Source organism: Erwinia sp. V71 (assembly GCF_965644245.1).
Classification (GTDB): Bacteria; Pseudomonadota; Gammaproteobacteria; order Enterobacterales; family Enterobacteriaceae; genus Erwinia.
Genome location: NZ_CBFFRK010000020.1, coordinates 40,031 through 54,461 on the forward strand (window position 1 = coordinate 40,031; position 14,431 = coordinate 54,461).

Genomic DNA, 14,431 nt, shown 5'->3' on the forward strand with positions numbered 1-14,431 from the left:
GGGATTCACCCCTGCACCGCAACAGGCTTAATCGGGTGTCTGATTCAGACTGAATGGTTCTTACGGATGGTTGCCAGCAGTATTTCAGCGCTCAGGCAGTGCTGCGTGCCGGTGCGGGTGATAATCCCCACCGGTTCCCCGGGGCCATGGGAGGCTATCGGCAGCGCCACCAGCGCGTTGTGCAGCAAATCTTCTTTAATCGCCCCTGAGGGCACAAACCAGACGTAGTTGTAACGCAACGCCAGCTGACGTGCCAGCGATGTCGACGACGTTTCGATGCAGTTTGGTGGCAATGCGCTTCCCTGATCATCCATCATTGCCTGCGCCAGGCGGCGCGGGGCGGTGCCTTCGGGCGAAATCACCACTGGGAACTGCATCGCTCTGGATAGCGTGACATTGTCACTTAATAGCGGGTGGTCCGGGCGCACAACCAGCTGCAGGGATTCAAGAAACAACAGTTCATAGGTCAGGCCCGCCATCATATCGGCATCCGCCATACGACCAATGCCGATATCAAATTCACCCGCTTTCAGCCCGGCGATTAAAACGTTGTTGTGCAGCGTGGCGACCTGTACCGTCGCCTGTGGTTGTAACTGATGAAAGCGATCGAGAATGCCCGGCAGCATACCCATTGCGGCCGTGGTCAGTGCGCCAAGACGCAGCACCACTGGCTGATCGTTGATCGCGCTGCTGAACGACTGACCGGCGTGATTGAGGGCATCCAGCACCCGCACCGCATGCGTCAGAAACTGCTCGCCCATCGTCGTCAGCTGAGCGCCGAGCCTGCTGCGTTCAAACAAACGGGTGCCCGCCAGCTCCTCGAGCTCGTTCAGCGTTTTCGACAACGCTGGCTGGCTAAGGCTGAGAGTTTCTGCCGCTCGCCCCAGCGTGCCCTGCTGTGCGACGGCGACAAATGTGTGCAGATGGCGCAGGCGAATGCGCTGATTAAAAACGTAATTTTTGTCCATGCCACAGGTTAGTGAGGTGAGAAGCCGTGACGCAAGTGCGATAACTGGATTTTGTTAACTTTATTGCAAATTTAATTTAACATTCTCGCCTTCTGAACAAAATATCATCAGTGCAATATTGCCGGTGGTACACAGTGTCTGCTGCCGCACAAAACCAGAGAATATTTCTGTTCCGCGTCTGATTTTCCCGCGTCATCGCCTGAGCAATCCGCTATCATAGCGCTCACTTTTTTTGATGAAACCTGACGGATGATGTAGCTGACGTCATTGAAGGCGGTTTCGGCGTAACAGGGAGCGACAGCTTGAGCAGTGGTCAGACAATTGATGTGCGCCAGCTGATTAATACGGCGGCACTGAGTGGTTATCAGAAATTTATCATCCTGCTCTGCTTTATTGTGGTCGCGCTCGACGGTATGGATATCGCCCTGATGGGCTTTATTGCGCCAGCACTGAAAGAATCATGGCAAGTCAGCAACCATCAGCTGGGGGCGGTCATCAGCGCGGCGCTGATTGGTCTGGCGCTGGGGGCACTGTTTGCCGGTCCGCTGGCCGACCGTTTTGGCCGCCGGCGCATTATTATTGCCAGCGTGTTTTTCTTTGGCCTGTGGACCCTGGCGACAGCATTGTCGCAGGATCTCGAACAGATGATGATTTTCCGCTTTCTCACCGGGCTGGGTCTTGGGGCGGCGATGCCCAATGTGGGGACGCTGGTGGCGGAGTTTTCTCCGGAACGCAAACGTTCATTTATTATCACCGTGGTGTTCTGCGGTTTCAGTTTTGGCGCCGCAGCGGGCGGTTTTGCCGCCTCATGGCTGATCCCGCGCTTTGGCTGGCATTCCGTATTGCTGATGGGCGGTTTGCTGCCATTGCTGGTCGCGCCCGTGCTAATCAAATATTTACCCGAGTCCGTCCGCTTTCTGCTGACCCGTGGCGCATCCGCGTCGCAGGTGCGCGGCATCATCGAAAGAATATTACCCGGCAGCACGCCCGCCGATGCTCATTTCCAGCACACGATTCCGGCACGCCATGAAGGGGCGGTGCGTACCGTGCTGTCACGCCACTATCTGCCGGGCAGTATGATGCTGTGGGGGAGCTACTTTATGGGGCTGTTCCTGGTGTATCTGCTCGGCAGCTGGCTACCCTCGCTGATTAAAGATATCGGCATGAGTGTCACCCAGGCGGCGCTGGTGACCGCGATGTATCAGGCGGGCGGCACCCTTGGCTCACTGTTTGCGGGCTGGTTGATGGATCGGTTTAACGCCAATCTGGCGCTGGCGGTGATTTATGCCTGCGGTGGCATGGCAACGGTGGCGATTGGTTTTGCACCTGCAGATGCCTTGCTGCTGAGTGTGATTGCGTTCAGCAGCGGCTTTTGTCTCAATGGTGCCAATACGGGGATGAACGCGCTGTCCGCCAGTTATTACCCCACGCATGCACGCGCCACTGGCTCCAGCTGGATGCATGCTGTCGGCCGTGTCGGCGCGATTCTGAGCGCTTTTGCCGGAGCGGAGTTGTTATCGCTGGGCTGGAGTTTCTCGCAGGTCTTTCTGTTGCTCGCGTTCCCGGCATTGCTGACCACGCTGATGCTGGTGGGGAAAAAATATTTCGGCTATCAGCGTCCTGCGTGATCGCAGGCCTGAGTCCACGATCACAAATCCAGCATAATTTTTTCCGGCGGGTCGCCAATCCTCTACAGTTGCAGCAACGCTGCAAATGAGGGAAGCACAATGAGCGACTTCTGGGTCAGTACCGATACGCTGCGCGACCGCTTTTCCCAGGCGATGTCGGCGATGTATCAGCAGGAAGTACCACAATATGGCGCACTGCTGCGGCTGGTGGCGCAGGTTAACCAGCAGGTGTTGCAGCAGGACAGCGCCCTGGCGCGGCGGCTGGCCGATGCCGGTGAACTGGATCGTATCAGTGTGGAACGCCACGGTGCGATCCGTGTCGGCACGGCTGCCGAACTTTCAATGCTGCGCCAGCTGTTTGCTATTATGGGCATGTATCCGGTGGGCTATTACGATCTGTCGCAGGCGGGTGTGCCGGTGCACTCCACCGTTTTTCGCCCAATCGACGACGCCGCATTGCGGCGCAATCCCTTCCGCCTGTTTACCTCGCTGTTGCGTCTGGAGCTGATTGAAGACGACACGCTGCGTCAGCAGGCCAGCGAAATCCTTGCCGCACGCGATATTTTTACCCCGCGCTGTCGCGAACTGGTGGCGGTACATCAGCAGCAGGGTGGTTTTGATCAGCTGCAGGCAGAGGAGTTTGTGCGCGAGGCGCTGGAAACCTTCCGCTGGCATCAGCAGACCACGGTTGATCGCGCTACCTGGCAGGCGCTGAATCAGCAGCACCGGCTGGTAGCGGATGTGGTCAGCTTCCCGGGGTGCCATATTAATCATCTGACGCCACGCACCCTCGATATCGATCAGGTGCAGTTACTGATGCCACAACAGGGAATTGCGCCGAAGGCGATTATCGAAGGACCGCCGCGTCGGCGGATACCGATTCTGTTACGGCAGACCAGTTTTAAAGCGCTGGATGAGCCGGTGCGTTTCCGTGACGGCGAACAGGGCACGCATACTGCGCGTTTTGGCGAGATTGAACAGCGTGGCGTGGCGCTGACGGCAAAAGGGCGTGCGCTGTATGATCGTTTACTGGCGCAGGCGGGCAGTGGCGCCGAGAACCAGCAACATCAACAGCATCTCGCACAGGTGTTCAGCGCATTTCCCGATGATGAAGCGACATTACGCCGCGAACAGCTGGCGTGGTTTGCGTATCGCCGTACGGAACAGGCGGCAGGGATGACCTTCGCGGCGGACAGTGATATTGAAACGCTAATCGAACGCGGTTTACTGCTGGCGGAGCCCATTGTGTATGAAGATTTTCTGCCGGTCAGCGCCGCAGGCATTTTCCAGTCAAATCTGGGCGATGAGGCACGGGCGCAGGCACAAGGCCATGCCAGCCGCGAGAAGTTTGAGCAGGCACTGGGTGCACCCGTCAGTGATGAACTTGAGTTGTACGCTCTGCGTGAACGCGCCAGTAAACAGCGCTGTGGCTTAGTATGAACCTGCGCGATCAGGTATCGCCAGGCTGATTCCCCCACCCATAAAATGGGGGAGGTCAGGGAGGGGGAACACCGGAGTCGGCGCAGCAAGAGTGTTACCGAACCAGCATTCTCCCTCTCTGCTATCACTAAACTTTTACTGTAAGCGCGGATTGCGCACCAGGCAGTATTTCCCCGCGCCCAGCAGCATGATGACCACCCCACCAAAGAAGTAGAGTGCCTCACCTTCCAGCGCCCATGCGCCGACGTCAGTACGTGCCCAGAACGCACCTGTTTTCACCAGCCAGGTGACGACCAGCAGATTCACCGCAATAATAAACGCTGCCGGGCGGGTCAGCAGGCCGATGATAATCATCACCGGGGCAACAACTTCGCCGATATAAGCACCATAAGCGATAAAACCGGGCAGCCCGTGTGCGGTCAGCAGTTTGGCGATCCAGCCTACACCATGCTGAATTTTTGCTTCGCCGTGGAACAGTAACAGGATACCGAATGTCAGCCGCAACAGCAGCTTGCCAAAATCCGGGTGATCGGTAAAACGGGCAAAGGCATTATTGATGGCAGTAAACATAAACTTTTCCTTTAAGTCACAGACCTGTTGACTGTAGTCAATTTGATCGGGCTAGCAAACCGGAATTCATTGACTATATTTTTCAATTTATTACGCGCGTTACCGATCGGAAGGACTGTGACGGAAAGAATAATGAAAAATGAGCAACGATTCACGGCGGAAATCGCGGAAGGGATACTGTATGGCCGTATGGAAGAGGACATTTTTGTCTTCAGCGGGATTCCCTACGCTGCACCACCGGTGGGGCCATTACGCTGGCGTGCACCGCATGCGGTGCCACCCTGGCGCGAGCCGCGCGATGCCAGTGGCTGGGGGAACGCCAGCTGGCAAAACCGGGAGGAGTGTATCGCCTATGGTGGCGGCGACCCGGGGGAGCCGGATGAGGATTGTCTGTATTTAAACGTCTGGACAGCAGATCTTCAGCCGCAAAAACCACTGCCGGTGATGGTATGGATCCATGGCGGAGGATACCGGCTGGGTTGCGGAAGTTTGCCTCCCTACCACGGTGCGGCACTGGCGGCGCGTGGAGTGGTCATGGTGACGCTGAATTATCGTCTCGGGCATCTGGGTTTTTTCGCGCATCCGGCTCTGGATGCTGAATATGCACCAGGTGAAGCGATCAATAATTTCGCCCTGCTGGATCAGATTGCTGCACTGCAGTGGGTGCAGCGTAATATTCACGCTTTTGGCGGCGACCGCCACAACGTGACCATTATGGGAGAATCCTGTGGTGGCCACAGTGTGCTGGCGTTGTTTACTTCGCCGCTGGCGATCGGTTTGTTTCATAAAGGAATTGTACAGAGCGTGTATGGACTGCCAGACCGGCCACGCAGCGATGCACTGGCAAACGGGGTGGCGGTGGCGCGGCAGTTAAATCTGCCTGATGCCACAGCGGAACAGTTGCGTGCACTGCCTGCGGATGCCTTCTGGCCGCTGGCGCGCGAACTGGGCAATGGCCCGGTGGCGATTGCCGGTGACCGGGTATTGCCGCAGTCACCGCTGACCGTATTCAGCGCCGCGCGCCAGCATCGTTATCCCCTGATCATCGGCAGCAACAGTGATGAGGCCAGCGTGCTGGAGCACTTTGGCCTGGATACCGGCAATGCCGTGAGGCAGATGCGCCAGAAACATAAGCCAGGCTTTTATCTGATTAAGCTGCTGTACCCGCGACAGGACGATCGCCTGCTGGGGCGTCAGGTGGTGCGTGATTTAGTGTTTACCACCATGGGATATGTAGTGGCGCAGGCGCAGCAGCGGGCGGGCGCACCCTGCTGGCGCTACTACTTTGATTACGTCTCCGAACAGTCACGCGGCCTGTATCGCTATGGCGTCTGGCATGGCAATGAAGTGCCTTATGTTCTTGATACATTGCACAATATGACACCGGCAGACCGTGAGCGGCCCTATAGCGCTGGTGACCGGCAGTTTGCCTGGCGCGTCAGTGAATACTGGCTGCGCTTCGCCCGTGAGGTGAATCCGGCATCGCAGTATATTGACGGCGAAGTACGCTGGCCGGTCTGGCAAAGCCGCAGTGACCAGACCCTGCATTTTGGGGTAAAAGGGGAAGCGGATATCGCGTTGATACGGCGTTTTATGAAACGGCGGATGCAGTTGTTTCGTCTGCTGATGCGGCGTCTGGTAAGACTAAGCTGACTGACATCACGCGATTTGTGTATTTTTGTGCTGAATCGTCACCTGCTCATCTGTTACCAGGTTTATTGATAAATCCGCATTATGTATATTTTTTCGCCTGTTTTGCCGAAAAATCCTTTTTAAACAAAGGGTCATCGAATATCCCTTGTCATCCTATGGTCATAAAGCACAAGAATTTATCGTGTTAATTATTTATGTATAAGCATAAGCTCTGCCGATAACTGTGATGAGTCCCAGGCTGTGCCGGGGCGCTAACCGGCTTGCAACCGATTTGGAGCAGTTATGAACATTTTAAAAAATTTCACCATACGAGCGGTGATGCTGTGGATACTCGGCCTGTTTTGTTTGTTATGGCTGTGTGTCGGTCTTTACAGCGTTTATTCCCTGAACGCATTAGGGAAAGGTAATGAAGTCGATCGTCATATCGTTAATCAGATGACCCTGCTGAGTAAGGGTAACGATCAATATTTTCGCTTTGTTACACGTTTATCACGGGTAATTGAAACGCGTCAGTCTGGTGCAGCAGTGGACCCGGCTGATATGGCTTCTGTACAGAAGTCTCTGGATAACATGAGTTCGCTGCTGGCAGAGTTTAAGCAGCTGGCGCCGGGTCCGCTGGATGCGGACGTGGTCAATAACGTGATTGAAAACTGGCAGAAACTGCTGGATCAGGGCGTGGTGCCGCAGTTCCAGACAGCCCAGCAGGACACGCTGGACGCGTATCGTCAGCAGTCGCGCAATGTCACCCCGCCACTGAGCCGCGCGTTTGGCGCCAGTGCCGAGAAGTTTAATATTGCGGCTAACGCGATGCTGGATGATACCCGTGTGACCGTTGATCATCTGACGCAGATGACCAAAATCATTATTGTTGCGGCAGTGATCGCCGGTCTGGTGATCCTGCTGTTTACTGATCGCTATCTGGTCAGCATGCTGGTACGTCCGCTGGATAAAATCCGCGAACATTTCCGTATTATTGCGGATGGCGATCTTAGCCAGCCAGTGGATGATATGGGACGTAACTGCGTGGGTAAACTGGTGCCGTTGCTGCGGGCGATGCAGGACAGCCTGCGTGATGCAGTCGGGGCGATTCGCAGTGGTACGGACAATATCTGGCGCGGTGCGTCGGAAATTTCTTCCGGCAATAACGATCTCTCTTCACGTACTGAAGAGCAGGCGGCAGCACTGGAAGAGACGGCGGCCAGTATGGAGCAGCTGACGGCAACGGTGAAATTCAACGCCGACAACGCCCGTCAGGCAAGTGCACTGGCAGACAACGCATCCGTTACCGCCAGCAAAGGTGGCAAACTGGTCAGCGATGTGGTCTCTACCATGCAGGGTATCTCAGGCAGTTCGCAGAAGATTGCTGAAATCACTAACGTGATTAACAGCATTGCTTTCCAGACCAATATCCTGGCGCTGAACGCGGCGGTAGAAGCGGCGCGTGCCGGTGAGCAGGGCCGTGGCTTTGCGGTAGTTGCAGGCGAAGTGCGTAACCTTGCCCAGCGCAGCGCCGGTGCGGCGAAAGAGATTGAAAGCCTGATTGCCGACTCGGTACAGCGCGTCGATAACGGCTCACGTCTGGTGAATGAAGCCGGTGTGACGATGAATGAAATCCTCAAGTCAGTCACTGACGTAACGGAAATCATGAAACAGATCGCCGCGGCATCCGAAGAGCAGAGCAAAGGTATTTCGCAGGTGGGCGTTGCCATTACGGAAATGGACAGCGTGACCCAGCAGAACGCCTCGCTGGTGGAGCAGGTTTCTGCGGCGGCGAGTGCGCTGGAACGTCAGACTCAGGAGCTGCAAAGCTCGGTGGCGAAGTTCCGCCTGTCACAGCATGACACGGCTGTTGCTACTGCCACGCATGCGCTGCCGAAAGCTGCCGGTCTGAAGCGGCCTGCGGTAGCGGCTGCGTCTGCTGCAAAATCTGACGAGTGGATTTCCTTCTAACTCAGCCACGCCACCAGTTCCGCCAGGAACGGTGGCGCATCTTTCTCTGGTCGCTGCAGTAAGCTGTACACCGCGCCGGTTCTGACACTGGCGCTGAACGGTGCAATCAGACGCTGCGCGGCCAGATCATCCTGAATCAGTGTGACATCAGCCACCGTGACGCCATAGCCCTGCACAGCAGCGCTAATCGCCAGATCCATGGTGGCGAAGTGCTGATTACGCTTCATCACCAGTTCCAGTTGTTGCGCCCGTAACCACAGCTGCCAGTCGGTACTGTCGGTGGTGGGATGCAGAAAGGTCAGTTGCGTTAAATCCGCTGGCTGCAACGGTGTCTTCTTCAGCAGGCTGGCCGCCAGCACCGGCGTCAGCGCTTCGGCAAACAGCAGACGTCCCTGTTCCAGCGGCGGGCCGTAGACGATCGCCGCATCAAAATTTTCCAGCTGAGTGCTGTGCTCCGTCGTGGTGGTGAGCGAGATATGAATATCCGGCCGCTGCTGCTCCAGCGCCACCAGCCGCGGCAGCAGCCAGCGCAGCGCACAGGTGGGGGCTTTCAGCCGCACCGTCCCGGCGGATTTACTGGCCCGCTCGGTGGCGTTCACCATCTGCTCAAAACCACTTTTCAGTTCCGGCAACAGCGCCGCACCGCGTGGTGTCAGCGTCAGGCCACGGGCGTGGCGATCGAACAGGGAAAAACCCAGCCAGGCTTCCAGTGCGGCGATTTTACGGCTTACCGCTCCCTGGGTGATGCATAGCTCAGTGGCGGCACGCGTCAGATTAAGATGGCGCGCGGTAACAATAAATGCGTGAATGCCGTTAAGCGGGAGTGAACGCCGGGTCATTGCGGTTTCCTGAGCTATGAGTTTTATGCATGGCTATTATGACAACATTTCCCTTGTCGGCTCAAGCGGCAGCGCGTTGAATAGAATTCTGTTTTTGCTAACTGGTTATGCAGTTGTCTTTTTGCCTGGAGTGTTTATGACGATCACCGCCGCAGTGCAGCAACGTTCGAAATTACCTGATGTGGGAACCACTATTTTTAGCGTGATTGGTCAGCTTTCGGCGCAGCATAACGCGATCAATCTGTCACAGGGCGCGCCGAATTTTCCCTGCGATGCAGCACTGGTGGCGGGCGTTACCCGTGCGATGCAGCAGGGGCATAACCAGTATGCACCGATGACCGGCAACGCCGCGCTGAAAGAGGCACTGGCAGAGAAAGTGCTGAATCTTTACGGCCAGCAGTATGATGTTGCCAGCGAAGTGCTGATCACCGCCAGTGCCAGCGAAGGACTATACTCGGCGATCGCGGGTCTGGTGCATGCGGGTGATGAGGTGATTTTCTTCGAGCCGGCATTCGACAGTTATGCGCCTATCGTGCGGCTGCAGGGGGCGAAAGCCATCGGCCTGAAACTGCAGGCACCTGATTTCACCATTAACTGGGATGAAGTCCGTGCCGCCATCACGCCGCGCACCCGCATGATGATCCTGAATACACCGCATAACCCCAGCGCACAGGTATTGAGTCGTGACGATCTGGAGCAGCTGGCGGCAATCACGCGTCATACCGATATCGTGCTGCTGTCCGATGAAGTGTATGAACATATTCTGTTTGATGGCCGTCAGCATCAGGGGATGGCGACACACCCGGAGCTGGCGCAGCGCAGTGTGATTGTTTCGTCGTTTGGCAAAACCTTCCACGTGACAGGCTGGCGTGTCGGTTACTGCCTGGCACCTGCGGCGCTGATGGAAGAAGTGCTGAAGGTGCATCAGTTTATGATGTATGCCGCTGATACGCCGATGCAGGTGGCGTTTGCCGACTATCTGCGCACGCCGCAGAACTATCTGTTGCTGGGAACCTTTTACCAGCAAAAACGTGATTTACTGGCGTCGCTGCTGCAGGATTCATCGTTCCGCCTGCTGCCGTCGGCAGGATCGTTCTTTATGCTCGCCAGCTACCAGCATTTCAGTGACGAGTCCGATAGCGAAATGGTAAAACGTCTGATTGTTGATCACGGCGTGGCGACCATTCCGCTGTCAGCATTTTATACCGATGGCACGGATCATAAATTAATCCGTCTTTCGTTCGCCAAAGACGAGGCAACCTTACGTGCAGGTGCGCAGGCACTGTGCCAGGTTAAGCCACGCTAAAATAACCATCCTGAGGGGAAGTTGATGAAAAAAATGAATGCGCTGTTGATTGCCGTAGGCTTGCTTTCTTCTGTTTCGGTGATGGCGCAGCAGTCATTGCGTTACGGTGTGGAGTCACAGTATCCGCCGTTTGAAAGCCGTAATGCGCACGGGGAACTGGAAGGTTTTGATATCGAACTGGGTAATGCTGTCTGTAAAGCTGCAAATATCACCTGCAGCTGGGTGGAGAGCAGTTTTGATGCGTTGATCCCGGCGCTGGCGGCGAAGAAGTTTGATGCGATTAACTCGGCGATGAATATTACCGAACAGCGCCAGAAAAGCATTGCATTCACCACGCCGATTTACCGTATTCCAAGCCAGCTGGTCGGGCGTGAAGGCGCGGGCCTGCAACCCACTGCGGAAGGGCTGAAAGGGAAAAATATCGGTGTGCTGCAGGGGTCTATTCAGGAAACCTATGCCAAACAGCATTGGGAAACCAAAGGCGTGACCGTGACATCCTACCAGGATCAGAATCAGGTATATAACGATATGGTCGCAGGTCGTGTGGATGGCACGCTGGTGATGTCTGCTGCGGGTCAGTCTGGCTTCCTCAGCAAACCGCAGGGTAAAGGTTTTGCTTTTATCGGCAAGGCGGTGGAAGACGATAAAATTCTCGGTTCCGGTATCGGTTATGGCCTGCGCAAAGACGATGCAGAGCTGAAAAAACAGCTGGATGCGGCAATTGTGAAGCTGCAACAGGATGGCACAGTTGCCACTCTGGCGCAGAAATACTTCCCGGGTATTGATGTCAGTGTGAAGTAATTGCGGTAAGGGAGGGGTTTCCCTCCCTGTATCCTGATCCTATTTCGCGGCCAGCTGACAGATCGCTTCCGCCACCTGATACGACTTCACAAACGACGGTATCGGTAAAAACTCAAACTTCGAGTGGAAGTTATGCGCGCCGGTAAAGAAGTTAGGCGTCAGCAAACCTTTCGCCGACAGCGCCGCGCCATCGGTGCCACCGCGCATCGGAATCACTTTCGCCGTAATATCCAGTTGCTTCAGCGCTGCAAACAGCAGGTCAATCGCGCGGCGATCCTCTCCCAGTGCGTTGCTGATATTGCTGTAAATGTCGCTGATACGGTATTCCACTTTGCCGGTAGGGTACTGCGCGGCAATTTTCGCCGCGACATCGGCGATATGCTGTTTACGTTGGGCAAATGTGTTCAGATCAAAATCACGAATCGACACTTTCAGGCGCGCTTCACTGGCGTTGCCACTGAGATCGTTAAACCAGACATAACCTTCACGCCCCTCGGTATGCTCGGGGGTTTCCAGCCGATCAAAGTGACTGATAAAGTCGTGAGCCATCAGCAGCGGATTGACCAGCACACCCTTGCCAGACATGGGATGCGCCGTGACGCCGGTAAAATGGATCTCGGCGGCAGCGCCGTTAAAGTTTTCATACACCACTTCGCCCAGTTCGCAGCAGTCGATAGTGTAGGCAAAATCGACATTAAAACGTTTTTCAATATCCAGCGCTTTCGCACCGCGCAGGCCAATCTCTTCATCGGGCACAAAGGCCACCACGATATCGCCGTGATCGCCCGACAGATTTGCCATCAGCGTCATCACCACGCTGACCGCGGCTTTGTTATCCGCACCAAGCACACTGGTGCCATCACTGAAGATAATGTCCTGCCCCTGATACGGCAGGATCTCCGGGTGCTCGGCAGTGCGCAGCCAGATATCTTCAGCGGCATTGAGGCACAGATCCGCGCCGTCGAAACGCAGCGTCTGCGGGTGAATATCCGGCGATAAGCCGACATCGACCGTATCGATATGGGTGATAAAACCAATGCGTGGTGCATCAGAGCGGTTACCCGGCTTCACGGCGGTGACCGTGGCATGCTCATCGATCTCAATATTCTGTAAGCCGAGTTCACCTAATTCGGCAGCCAGCAGTCTGGCCATATCATGCTGCTGCGGCGTGCTGGGCAGGGTGGTGGCGCTGGCGTCACTCTGGCTGGTAACCGCCAGATAACGGTAAAAACGGTCTGTCAGCTGCCGGGCTAAATCCTCGTTCATTGCGCTTCCTTAACGTTGTCGATAGCGGTAACAGTTCGCTATGGTAATAAATCATGTTATTTATTAAGCAGATGTATTTTTGTTTTACTCATCCACCGGGATGGAAGTCAATAAAAAGCGAGGTTCAGGATGCAAAAAAAAGTAACAGGACTGGCGCTGGCTGCGCTGACACTGGCGTTATCCGCCACCGCGACAGGGAAAACGCTGGTCTACTGCTCTGAAGGTTCGCCGGAAAATTTTAACCCTCAGTTGTATACCTCCGGCACCAGTGTTGATGCCAGCGCCGCGCCGATATTTAACCGTCTGGTTGATTTTAAAGTTGGCACCACCGAACTGGTGCCGAGCCTGGCGGAAAGCTGGGAGATCAGCCCGGATGGCAAGGTATATACTTTCCATCTGCGTAAAGGAGTTAAGTTCCAAAGCAATAAAGTGTTTACCCCGACACGCGATTTCAACGCCTATGACGTGATCTTTTCGTTTATGCGCCAGAAAGATGCCAGTAATCCGTATCATAAGGTATCTGGCGGGGCGTACACCAATTTCGACAGTCTGGAGTTCGGCTCCCTGATCACCGCCATCGACAAAGTGGATGACCATACGGTGCGCTTTACTCTGGCGCATGCTGAAGCCCCGTTCCTCGCGGACCTGGCATGGTATTTTGCCTCGATTCACTCGGCTGAATATGCCGATGCGATGCTGAAAGCGGGCACACCAGAAAAAGTGGACATGGACCCGATTGGCACCGGGCCTTTCCAGCTGGTGCAGTATCAGAAAGACTCCCGCATTCTGTATAAAGCGTTCCCGCAATACTGGCAGGGCAAAGCGAAACTGGATCGGCTGGTGTATACCATCGCCCCAGATGCCTCGGTGCGTTTCGCCAAGCTGGAGAAAAATGAGTGTCAGGTGATGCCGTTCCCGAACCCGGCTGATTTACCAGCGATGCGTGAGAACAAGGATATTGTCCTGCAGCAGAAAGCGGGCCTGAACACCGGTTTCCTCGCCTTTAACACGCAAAAAGCGCCGCTGGATAATGTTAAGGTGCGCCAGGCGCTGACCATGGCAATCAATAAACCGGCGATTATCGAAGCGGTATTCCGCGGCACCGGCACGGCGGCGAAAAATCTGTTGCCGCCGGGCGTCTGGAGTGCAGATCAGGGGCTGCAGGATTACGCTTACGATCCGCAGCAGGCGAAAAAGCTGCTGCAGGAGGCGGGGATTGCGGAAGGCACTGCTATCGATCTGTGGGCGATGCCCGTCCAGCGACCGTATAACCCGAATGCACGCCGTATGGCGGAGATGATTCAGGCGGACTGGGCGAAAGTGGGCATCAACGCGAAGGTTGTCAGCTTTGAGTGGGGCGAATATCTGAAGCGCGTGAAAAGTGGTGAACATCAGGCGGCGCTGATGGGCTGGACGACGGCGACGGGCGACCCGGATAACTTCTTTGGCCCGCTGTTCAGCTGTACTTCTGCGCAGGGTGGTTCCAACTCAGCCAAATGGTGCTACCAGCCGTTTGATCAGCTGATCACCAAAGCACGCGCTGAGCAGGACCGCGATAAACGCTTTGCCATGTACCAGCAGGCGCAACAGATTATGCATGAGCAGGCGCCAGCCGTGATGATTGCACATTCCACCATTTTTGAGCCGGTACGTAAGGAAGTCTCAGGCTATGAGATTGATCCGTTTGGCAAACATATCTTTTATCAGGTGGATATCAAATGACGTGCGAAAAGGGGCAGGGAGGCGCGTGTCACGCGCACAGCAAAACTGCTTGACTATATGAGGCAAGCAAAAACATAATAAAGTATTAATTTTCCCTGGTGTTGGCCAAGTGGCAACCTGATCTTACCGAGGTCAGGTTTTTTTTATTCTGTAAACCCGTCCAAAACGTCCTGCTGTTACCTGTTAAACGATAAGTTATTCTGATGAAGAAAACGGCGGATTCAACTCCGAAGTGCAACGCTAAGCCGCCAATCTTAGCTCTGCAAACACCACAGACGGTTGCCTGAA

The 14,431-nt window shown here is 55.4% G+C and carries 12 protein-coding genes; 7 read left to right on the forward strand and 5 right to left on the reverse strand.

Going from position 1 to position 14,431, the window contains the following annotated elements; translation table 11 throughout:
* Positions 1-44 precede the first annotated feature (44 nt).
* On the reverse strand, positions 45-968 hold the full coding sequence (locus ACSZO1_RS07080; RefSeq protein WP_437610924.1) for a LysR substrate-binding domain-containing protein: 924 nt from the start codon (positions 966-968) through the stop codon (positions 45-47).
* A 302-nt stretch (positions 969-1,270) separates the two neighbouring features.
* On the opposite strand from ACSZO1_RS07080, the gene ACSZO1_RS07085 reads away from it, so the two are divergent.
* Both ACSZO1_RS07085 and hglS read left to right on the forward strand, forming a co-directional pair.
* Positions 1,271-2,596, forward strand: coding sequence for an MFS transporter (locus ACSZO1_RS07085; RefSeq protein ID WP_437610926.1), 1,326 nt, complete (start codon positions 1,271-1,273; stop codon positions 2,594-2,596).
* A 99-nt stretch (positions 2,597-2,695) separates the two neighbouring features.
* Positions 2,696-4,036: a 2-oxoadipate dioxygenase/decarboxylase HglS gene (gene hglS, locus ACSZO1_RS07090; protein WP_437610928.1), complete on the forward strand. Its 1,341-nt coding sequence runs from the start codon at positions 2,696-2,698 to the stop codon at positions 4,034-4,036.
* Positions 4,037-4,171: 135 nt separating this feature from the next.
* Here the strand turns inward: hglS and ACSZO1_RS07095 are convergent, their stop codons facing one another.
* Positions 4,172-4,606: a DoxX family protein gene (locus tag ACSZO1_RS07095; RefSeq protein WP_437610930.1), complete on the reverse strand. Its 435-nt coding sequence runs from the start codon at positions 4,604-4,606 to the stop codon at positions 4,172-4,174.
* A 132-nt stretch (positions 4,607-4,738) separates the two neighbouring features.
* Here ACSZO1_RS07095 and ACSZO1_RS07100 point away from each other — a divergent pair, with 132 nt between their 5' ends.
* Together ACSZO1_RS07100 and ACSZO1_RS07105 are read left to right on the forward strand one after the other, a co-directional pair.
* Positions 4,739-6,259 (forward strand): carboxylesterase/lipase family protein, encoded by a 1,521-nt coding sequence (locus ACSZO1_RS07100; RefSeq protein ID WP_437610932.1) that lies wholly within the window; start codon positions 4,739-4,741, stop codon positions 6,257-6,259.
* Between the two features lie 282 nt (positions 6,260-6,541).
* On the forward strand, positions 6,542-8,209 hold the full coding sequence (locus ACSZO1_RS07105; RefSeq protein WP_437610934.1) for a methyl-accepting chemotaxis protein: 1,668 nt from the start codon (positions 6,542-6,544) through the stop codon (positions 8,207-8,209).
* Here the strand turns inward: ACSZO1_RS07105 and ACSZO1_RS07110 are convergent.
* A complete protein-coding gene (locus tag ACSZO1_RS07110; RefSeq protein WP_437610936.1) occupies positions 8,206-9,048 on the reverse strand; it encodes a LysR substrate-binding domain-containing protein in 843 nt (280 codons plus the stop codon). The genes ACSZO1_RS07105 and ACSZO1_RS07110 overlap by 4 nt on opposite strands.
* Positions 9,049-9,184: 136 nt before the next feature.
* On the opposite strand from ACSZO1_RS07110, the gene ACSZO1_RS07115 reads away from it, so the two are divergent.
* Together ACSZO1_RS07115 and ACSZO1_RS07120 are read left to right on the forward strand one after the other, a co-directional pair.
* Positions 9,185-10,354: a methionine aminotransferase gene (locus tag ACSZO1_RS07115; RefSeq protein ID WP_437610938.1), complete on the forward strand. Its 1,170-nt coding sequence runs from the start codon at positions 9,185-9,187 to the stop codon at positions 10,352-10,354.
* Positions 10,355-10,378: 24 nt separating this feature from the next.
* Positions 10,379-11,155: an ABC transporter substrate-binding protein gene (locus ACSZO1_RS07120; protein ID WP_437610940.1), complete on the forward strand. Its 777-nt coding sequence runs from the start codon at positions 10,379-10,381 to the stop codon at positions 11,153-11,155.
* Positions 11,156-11,194: 39 nt separating this feature from the next.
* Here ACSZO1_RS07120 and pepT read toward each other — a convergent pair whose 3' ends face one another.
* A complete protein-coding gene (pepT, locus tag ACSZO1_RS07125; RefSeq protein ID WP_437610942.1) occupies positions 11,195-12,421 on the reverse strand; it encodes a peptidase T in 1,227 nt (408 codons plus the stop codon).
* Between the two features lie 129 nt (positions 12,422-12,550).
* Here pepT and ACSZO1_RS07130 point away from each other — a divergent pair, with 129 nt between their 5' ends.
* On the forward strand, positions 12,551-14,143 hold the full coding sequence (locus ACSZO1_RS07130) for an ABC transporter substrate-binding protein (RefSeq protein ID WP_437610943.1): 1,593 nt from the start codon (positions 12,551-12,553) through the stop codon (positions 14,141-14,143).
* 85 nt (positions 14,144-14,228) lie between these two features.
* Here the strand turns inward: ACSZO1_RS07130 and ACSZO1_RS07135 are convergent.
* A partial coding sequence (locus ACSZO1_RS07135; RefSeq protein ID WP_437610945.1) for a hypothetical protein occupies positions 14,229-14,431 on the reverse strand: 203 nt, incomplete at its 5' end.

Bases quoted from the DNA above. Each gene is read 5' to 3' on its own strand.
- ACSZO1_RS07080 (WP_437610924.1), bottom strand. From the start codon at position 968: ATGGACAAAAATTACGTTTTTAATCAGCGCATTCGCCTGCGCCATCTG.
- hglS (WP_437610928.1), top strand. From the start codon at position 2,696: ATGAGCGACTTCTGGGTCAGTACCGATACGCTGCGCGACCGCTTTTCC.
- ACSZO1_RS07095 (WP_437610930.1), bottom strand. From the start codon at position 4,606: ATGTTTACTGCCATCAATAATGCCTTTGCCCGTTTTACCGATCACCCG.
- ACSZO1_RS07100 (WP_437610932.1), top strand. From the start codon at position 4,739: ATGAAAAATGAGCAACGATTCACGGCGGAAATCGCGGAAGGGATACTG.
- ACSZO1_RS07105 (WP_437610934.1), top strand. From the start codon at position 6,542: ATGAACATTTTAAAAAATTTCACCATACGAGCGGTGATGCTGTGGATA.
- ACSZO1_RS07110 (WP_437610936.1), bottom strand. From the start codon at position 9,048: ATGACCCGGCGTTCACTCCCGCTTAACGGCATTCACGCATTTATTGTT.
- ACSZO1_RS07115 (WP_437610938.1), top strand. From the start codon at position 9,185: ATGACGATCACCGCCGCAGTGCAGCAACGTTCGAAATTACCTGATGTG.
- ACSZO1_RS07120 (WP_437610940.1), top strand. From the start codon at position 10,379: ATGAAAAAAATGAATGCGCTGTTGATTGCCGTAGGCTTGCTTTCTTCT.
- pepT (WP_437610942.1), bottom strand. From the start codon at position 12,421: ATGAACGAGGATTTAGCCCGGCAGCTGACAGACCGTTTTTACCGTTAT.
- ACSZO1_RS07130 (WP_437610943.1), top strand. From the start codon at position 12,551: ATGCAAAAAAAAGTAACAGGACTGGCGCTGGCTGCGCTGACACTGGCG.